Below are 7,881 nucleotides of genomic sequence, written 5' to 3'. Positions count from 1 at the left end.
TACACTCTGGCATATATAGGGCCTGCCCCCGTCATTTTCCTTCCCCGTGATTCTCGTGGGGGGAGGGTTGGTACTGCTGTCTAGATGATTTTTCGCCTTGTTGTCCCCCCCGCCGTACTCGACGACGACGTGATTCAAGCGGTTGTTTCGTGCCTCCGACCACACGAAGATTCCGTTCCACCACCCTGGCGTCTCCTGGCTGGCGGTGAATACGATTTCTTCCGATGCGGTCCCGTCAGCGATAATCGAACCGTCCTCATGCCCGTAAATCTCCAAGCCAGTATCCTCCTCGAAGATGAGGGTTGCTCCTGGTTCGATCGTCAACGCCGCCTCAACCCTGAGGGTGTCTGTTACCCGATATACGGTCTCTCCCGAAAGCGTCCGATCCGTCGTAATATCCTCCGAAAGGATCTCTGGTTCCGCTTCGTCGTCCCCATCTTCAGTTTCGGTTTCGGTTCCGTCGTCAGCGTCGGTTGCCGTCTCCGTGACATCGGTTGGGGTCCCGCCAGTATCAGTCGGAGTTCCCCCGTTATCGTCGTTCGAACTCAGGCACCCGGCGAAAGCTGAAAGTGAGAGTGTCGCAATGAAACTCCGCCTATATTTCATACGCTCAATAATATCAACTGTACTTTCAATCTGCCTATTTTCTTGCAACAAATGTTCGACATGCAAACGAACTATCACCGTGAGGATGCGAATCCGGGACGGTGCGTTTCGGAAAAAACCCCTGCCCGAATGTATCGTTCGGGACCGAAAGCGTGCCGTGACACCGCGAAATCGGGCACCGTCTCGCGATCCGTCTCGGTGGGAGAATACGGGGCTTCTCAGAGGTTGCTTTCGAGCAACGAGACGATGGACTCCGTCCGTTTGTCGACTTTGTCCATGTTGGTGCACGGTTCTTTGTCCACCGTGAGGACTCCATCTTCGTAGCTGATGTCACCGGTCATCCCTGCTTCGTTCTTGAACACGACCGATTCGAGGTCCGCCTGGAGGGCTTCCCGCCCCAGTTCGTCGCTACAGATCGCCTCGAAGGCATCGATTGTCGGCTGGAAGTACACTTTCGTCCATCCCTCGAACCAGAGATCTTCGTTGACTCTCTCGTCGATGAGTGATTCCCACTCGATATCGAGACCGACCTCGAAACCGGCTGCGTCGTCCACCGATTCCTTTAGGGACGGCATTTCCTCCTCCTTGAACTCCTTTACTTTTCGCTTATCTCCTAGATCCATTAATTTCACTCGGCTATAATATTTATCCTTAGTCATTTAACACTACTCATTCGACTCGTCCTTTCGCCGCGAGACGCACCGCCTGACGACGATTTGGGACACCTGTATCGAAAGCTTCGCTATCGGGATAGGCGTCAGCCAGTGTTTCCAGGCGATCCAGGTACTGTTGCTGGTCCGGCTCGGGGACCGGATACGCCGACCACGGGTCAGCCTTCGGATACTTTTTGAGTGGAAGAAACTTCTTCAGGGTATGAACGACGAGCCCTCCGGCGGAGACGACGTGACCACTGGTGAGACCGATTCCATCGTGGTCGAGACACTACTCGACGCGCTGAGCCCAGCCGAGGAACTCGGCGACGGAGGGGGTGGTGAGGTCGACGACCGTCGGAGGCAGGCCGAGCAACTCGATGGACTCGTCGCCGAACGCTCACCCGACGAGGGACAGTCTCACCTCGTCGCCGTCGCATATACTGCGATGGTGGACGCTGTCGAGGCTGGTCGGTTCGACCGTCTCGCCGTCCCCATCGACCGTCTCGCGACTCTCGTCGGGAGACACCCGTCGTCCGTGCATCTCCGAACGCTGCTGGCTAGGATTCTCACCGAGGCAACGTGGGACGAGGGTGCGGCGGGACGGTTCGCCGCGCAGGCGGCTCACCTGGGCCACCACGAATCGATGGCAGAAAGGGGGGCAGACGACGAGGGCACGACTGCCCTCGCACGGGCACGCTTTTTCGCCGCATATCACACGGGGGCGGCCGAGCGCTTCGACGAACTCGGGACGCATATCGACCGGCTCGACTGGCTGGTCGAGGACACAGACGACGTGGGGATACGACAGGAGTTCGCCCAGGCGTTGGTCAACGCCATGATCGACGCGGGCAAGGCCGGACGTCTCGACGCCCTCGATGATCGATTGAACCGCCTCGATCTCCTGGTCGCCGAGTACCCACACTCACAACTCCAGGTGTCACTCGCGAACGCCCTTGCCATCGCCACGTTCCATTCCCTGGAGACAGATCGCGTCGACGACTGTCAGACCCACCTCGACCGTCTCGACGACCTCGCCGCCAAGTACCCGAACACGGACGCCATCCAGGGCCACTGTACCAGCGCACACTGCCACGTGGTCACCTCCCAGGGCGACCAGCCTGCATGCGAGCGGTCCCTGGACCGTCTCGAAACGCTCGCGACGGACAACCCCGACACAATCCCGGTCCAGCTCAGGGTGTCCCAGGCCTTCCTCGGCGCGGCACTCACCGGCCGAAAGCTCCCCGACGGGTTCCGGCCCCGTCTCGAACGGCTCGATGTCCTCCTCGGTGCCGACGGCAACTCAGATACCGACTGGCAGCAGCGACTCGCTGAGACCATCGTCTCCACCGGCCTGGGACCCGCGGACAGCGCTCGACTCGACGACAGCCTGGAGGCACTGCTCGACAGCCTGGACGCCCTCGTCGCGGACCACCCCGACGACGACCTGCTTCGTCTCGTGTTCGCCCGGACGCTCCAGTGGACCACGGCTGCCAAGTGTGAGGCGGGACAGTTCAACGCAACGGAGGCGTCGATCGATCGTCTGGAGCGGCTGGCGACCGAGACGCCCGACTCCGACCCGGTCCGCCACGTGTTCGCCCGGACCAGCGTCAACGCAGGTATCGACGCGGGCGAGGCCGGACGACTCGACATCCTCGAATCCCACATCCACCGGCTCGCGCGCCTGGTGACTGACCATTCGGACCCGCACTTCCGTAGCGCCCTGGCGAAGGCCCACGCCGTCGCGACAGTACACCAAGGGCGGGCCGCCCGGTTCGACCAGGTCAAGGCCCATCTCGACAGCCTAGAAGCGCTGGCGGCAGACGCTCGCCACGAGGACGAAGTCCTGACCCACTACGCCAATGCCCTAGCGAACGCCGCCCAGTACGCGGACGACGCCGGTCACAGCGAGGGCTACTGGAGCCGGTTCGACCGATTCGAGGCCCTGGCTGCGGACGCTCCCGATAGCCGCGTCCCGTTCCACCTCTCCGATGCACTCTTCGACACCAGCAGGATCCTCCTCGACCCCGTCTTCGACGAGGAATCGGACGTCCAGGTCGATTTCGGGGTGATTGGGGCTTGTCTCGACCGGCTGGACCGGCTCACCGACGACCACCCCGAGGACACCGAGATACAACTGCAATTCGCGAGGGCACTCGCGAATCGCGTGTGTGCAGCCCCCTTCGCGGACGACGGGAGTCACCTCGGCGAGACGTCCGTCCGCTTCCACCTCGACCGTCTCGACGCCTTGGCGGCCAGGTATCCGGACGCAACGCGGATCCAGTCCGAACTGGCCAGTGCCCTGTACAACGCGGCGGTTGCAGCGGCCGACGGTGATCACGTCGCGGACCGACGGTCCGCCCAAGCACGTCTCGACGCCCTGGCTGCCGACTACCCCGACACCGACGATGTACAACGCATGCTCGCGAAGACCCTCTCGCTGGCTACGTTCCACGACTCCGAGGCCGGTCAGTTCGAACGGGTCGAGACACACCTCGACCGTCTCGAAACCCTCGCGTTCGACCACCCGGCCGGCGACGCGTGTCAGTCCGAACTCGCCAGTGCCCTCGCAAACGTCGCTCCCTACCAGCGTCGGGATGGGTACGTCGACGACCTCGCGGCCCGGTTCGACCGATTCGAGACGGTGTCCATCGCCCATTCCGACGTGGGGATCGCCCGGTCCCTCGCGAAGGGGCTGGTGAGCACGGTCCGGTCGCTCGTCGTCCCGGTCTATATGGACGGCAGTGACAGACGACTGGAGTACGACACCATCCAGCGGTACCTCGACCGGCTGGAGGGGCTCGCAGGGGAGTATCCTACAGACGAGGAGATCCATCGACGGCTCGCCGAAGGCCTCGTCACCGGCGTCACTGCTGCGTCCCACCTCGCACACGACGGTCGTATCGAGCCCGACGAGCACGAACGCTACCTCGATCGCCTGTCGGAACTGGCGACCGAGTTCCCAACGGACGGCGGAATCACGGCGCAACTGGCGACGGCCCACCGCAGGGTCGCGCGGGACGCCGGGATAGTCGGTGCCTTCGAGACCCAACAGCGCCACCTCGACCGTCTCCACGAGTTGGCCTACGACCACCCACACAACGATGACGTGTTGTTCGAACTCGCCCAGGCGATGGAGGACGTCGCGTACGTCGACGGCGATCCCGATGCGGTCGTACCAGTGGATTGTGAGAGTTACTTCGACGTGGTCGAGGCCGCCGCTCTCGCGTACCCAGCAGACGTGAACGTCCTCTTTCAGATTTCCAGAGGCCTCGTCACCGCGGCGGCGTCCGAAGGGAACGCTGGTCGGTTCTCGGAGCTCCGTGCGTGTATCGACCAGCTTGAGGAAGTGGTCACCGAGTACCCCCTCCGGAGTGAGATCCGTATCCAGTTGGCCGTCGCCCACTTCAACGCGACGGCGCCAGCTGGCAAAGCCGGTCGGTTTGACCAGGTCCACTCACACCTCGACCGTCTGGAGACGCTGGCTGCCGAGTATCCCGACACCAGACGAGAGGTTCACGAGCGGCTGATTAAGGCTCTGTTCAACACCGCGAAATACCAGGGGCAAGCCGACCGGTTCGACGCCCTGACCGACACAATCGACCGGGCCGAGGAACTGGCCGCGACCTACCCATCCAGTGACAAGGTCCAGCGGACCTACGCCCTGACCCGTTTCACCGCGGCCACGGCCGCGAGACGAGCCGACCGGTCCGAGGAGTGTCGGGTCCACATCGACCGCCTGGACGACCTCGTGACCGACTATTCCCACGTCCCCGAGATCAGACGCCGGTTCGCGAAGGCGCTCCACGGCATGATGGACTCGTTGTGGAGCGCCGACCGTGTCGATGAGGCACGGGCCACGATGGACTGCATCCGCTCGGTGGCAGCAGCGTTCCCGGCTGACAAGGAGCTGCAGTGTGTCTCCGCGCGAGCTCTGGTGAACCACTCACGGAATGCTGGTGCGGCGTGTCACCTGGACCTCCTCTCCGACCACCTCGACCAGCTGGTGACCCTCTACGAATCGTATCCCAGCGAGGAGACTGCCCTCCGCTTGGCCCAGGGACTGTTCAACACCGTCAGATATCGAGGGGAGGCCGGCCAGTTCGACGATCTCTTCCGGTCGCTCGACCGTCTCGACGACCTCGCCGCCAGGTACCCCGACGGTGACGTTCCCCACCTGTACGCCAAAACCCTCTCTATCGTCTCGAAATACCTGGGAGAAAACGACCGGGTCGAGACGGCTGAGCAGTGTCTCGGCCGCATTGAGGCACTGGCCGCGGCGCACCCGGCTGACGAGGTGATCCAGTCACGGCTGTCCGAGACACGCCAGCGAAACGCGGTTGAGGAATGACCGTTTCCACGGCCGTTCCTCTCGTGTCGAAAGTCCCGGCGTTTGTGGAGACAGTCTAGTCGGCCGTCCCGTCGGATTCGAAGGCGGCCGCGGCGAGGTCGTCGCCCACGACTTCCCGAAGCCCGTGGTCGAGTCGAGCGGCGTAGTCCGCGCTGGCACGTGGGTTGGCGGTCGAGAGTTCGTCGGCCGACCGTGTGAACGTCCGTTCGAGCGTGTCGTCGGTCCGAACGATGCCAGCGTCGGCCGCGGTTTCGATGGACGCACGGACGGCGGCGACGTAGGCTTCGATCTGCTCGAACGGTTCGCCACCTTTCACCCCTTTCACGACGATGTCGGCGTACACTTCCTCCAGGAACGCTGCAGGGTCGTCGACGCTCGCACTCGCGGCGAACGCACGGAGTTCGTCATCGAGGCGCTGCCGCCACGCCGTCGCGTCGCCCTCGACCGTATCGACGTAGGCGCGCGTATAGACGGACGCGACGAATTCGGCTGGATTCTCGGGCACCGCTCGCGTTGCAGTCGCCTCGATTCGTTCGGTGACGACATCCAGCCACGCCTCCACGTTCGCGTGGTCGCTGTTGGTGCGGCCGACGACAGCGAGTGCCCGGGCATAGATCCGTTCGAAGATACCGGCCCGCTCGATGCCGACCCACTCGAAGTCGGCCCGTTCCTCGGCGGCGGTGAGGACCTCCGTAACGCCGAATCTGACTTCCGCTGGTTCGGCTTCGACGGCGAGCGCGAGTGCGGTTCCGAAGACGGAGCTGACGTAGTTCACGGGATGTGGAGGGTTATCCGCCGCCGTCGCCCCGGTTTCGACCTGGGAGAGGACTGCCTGCACCAAGCGGTCGTGTGACCGGTTGCCGATATCGGTCCGTGTCATTACTGTTTGGAGGACCGCCGCATCCACTTCCGCGAAGGCGTCGAACCACTCCATCTTCGTCGGCCCGTCGATCTCCCAGCGGCACTCACGGAAGGACCTGGCGAGCGAGGTGATCCATTCCCCGGAGAGGCTTGCCTCCCCGTCTGCCGCCCAGTTCACTGCTGCATCGCCAAAGACGCCATCTAGGAACGCGACTGGGTCTGTGACCAAGTCGCCCGCGGCTGCCACCGTCTCGATGCGGTCGGTGAGCGCCTCGAACCAGACACGCTCCCGGCGTGGCGAGATTCCGGACGCCGAGTCGCGTGCCCGCCGTCGTGAACCCTTGGACGATGAGTCGTCGTCGAATCCGTGTACGCGGGTGGACAGCGCTCCGCGGTAGACCGCCGTCAGGAATCGCTCTCGATGGGCCGTCTCGGCCGCCGCACCCCGGGTTACGGACCCGTCGTACAGTTCGACCCAGTCCTCGAATCGTGGCGAGTCCGAGAACGGAAGCGCGCCGATGCCGTAGGGCCCGTCGTTGACGCCGTCAGCGCTCTGCTCGACGCTGGCAAACGCCGCGAGGGCTGCCGCGTGGAGAGCAGCACGCACCGTCCACTCCTCGGCAGCGAGGTCCGACGCCGCGACGGTGTCGACGAGCCGGTCGCACGCACCGAACAACCGTTCCGCACGGTCGAAGTTGCGGGCTGTGACGACGTGCCGGACGGCCTGCCCGTAGATCTCGGCGACGAACGCCACAGGGTCGTCGAGGTCAGAGGTCGTCGCAGTTCGGCAGAGGTCCTCCCCGACCGCCACCAGCCAGGGCTCGATTCGGTCGTCGGGACATTCGTGTTCGAATACCCAGAACCCGAGTGCGCCAGTGTAGGCGTGCCGGAGCAACTCCGCTCGATTGTCCTGGCGCTGCATGAACGCGACCGACTCCCTGACCTGGGACCCGAGCGCGTCCACCCATGTCGAGAGGTCGCCGAGTGGACACGCCGCGCCAGCCACGGCCCCGATTGCGGACGCGAAACTGTTTCCGATGACGAACGCTGCGAACCCCTCCTCGTTGGTTGCAGCCGCCTGTTGGACGAGTGCGGCGACCGGCGCGAGCGCATCGTCGGCCGCCGTGGTGTCGTCGACGGTCTCGATGATTCGCTCGGTCATCGAGCCGTAGACGCGACAGAGCAGCGTCAGTCCCGGTTCCTCGGAGATTTCCCCCGCATCGACCGTTCTGTGAAGGACCTGGTCGACACACGCGAGTGCGCCATGATTCGGTCCCGTGCCGTCTGTTGGCCACGCGAGCCTTGACAGAGCGTTCGCGAATGCACCCACGAACGGTTCGTGGTCGCCGCCGACGGAGTCGCGTCCGGGCGGAGTCGCGGTCTCGTTCGTGAGGGCGACCGCACAGTCAGCAA

At 63.9% G+C, this 7,881-nt stretch carries 3 protein-coding genes and 1 pseudogene; 1 reads left to right on the top strand and 3 read right to left on the bottom strand.

Annotation, left to right across the window (positions count from 1 at the left end):
* Together QT222_RS10770 and QT222_RS10765 are read right to left on the bottom strand one after the other, a co-directional pair.
* The coding region (locus QT222_RS10770) for a beta-helix domain-containing protein (RefSeq protein WP_491477177.1) at nucleotides 1–672 on the bottom strand (672 nt) is incomplete at its 3' end.
* 152 nt (nucleotides 673–824) lie between these two features.
* A complete protein-coding gene (locus QT222_RS10765; RefSeq protein WP_491477176.1) occupies nucleotides 825–1,229 on the bottom strand; it encodes a hypothetical protein in 405 nt (134 codons plus the stop codon).
* 250 nt (nucleotides 1,230–1,479) lie between these two features.
* On the opposite strand from QT222_RS10765, the gene QT222_RS10760 reads away from it, so the two are divergent.
* Entirely contained in the window at nucleotides 1,480–5,607 is a 4,128-nt protein-coding gene (locus tag QT222_RS10760) for a hypothetical protein (RefSeq protein WP_491477175.1), read from the top strand.
* Between the two features lie 55 nt (nucleotides 5,608–5,662).
* Here the strand turns inward: QT222_RS10760 and QT222_RS10755 are convergent.
* Nucleotides 5,663–7,881, bottom strand: a pseudogene (locus QT222_RS10755) (hypothetical protein); the annotation flags it as partial.

Source organism: Haloferax sp. s1 (assembly GCF_058382125.1).
Note: the sequence above shows the minus strand (reverse complement) of the source record. Positions and strands in the feature narration are given on the sequence as shown.

What these genes read in the sequence shown, in the direction of transcription:
- QT222_RS10760 (WP_491477175.1), top strand. Translation starts at nt 1,480, where the DNA reads ATGAACGACGAGCCCTCCGGCGGAGACGACGTGACCACTGGTGAGACC.
- QT222_RS10765 (WP_491477176.1), bottom strand. Translation starts at nt 1,229, where the DNA reads ATGGATCTAGGAGATAAGCGAAAAGTAAAGGAGTTCAAGGAGGAGGAA.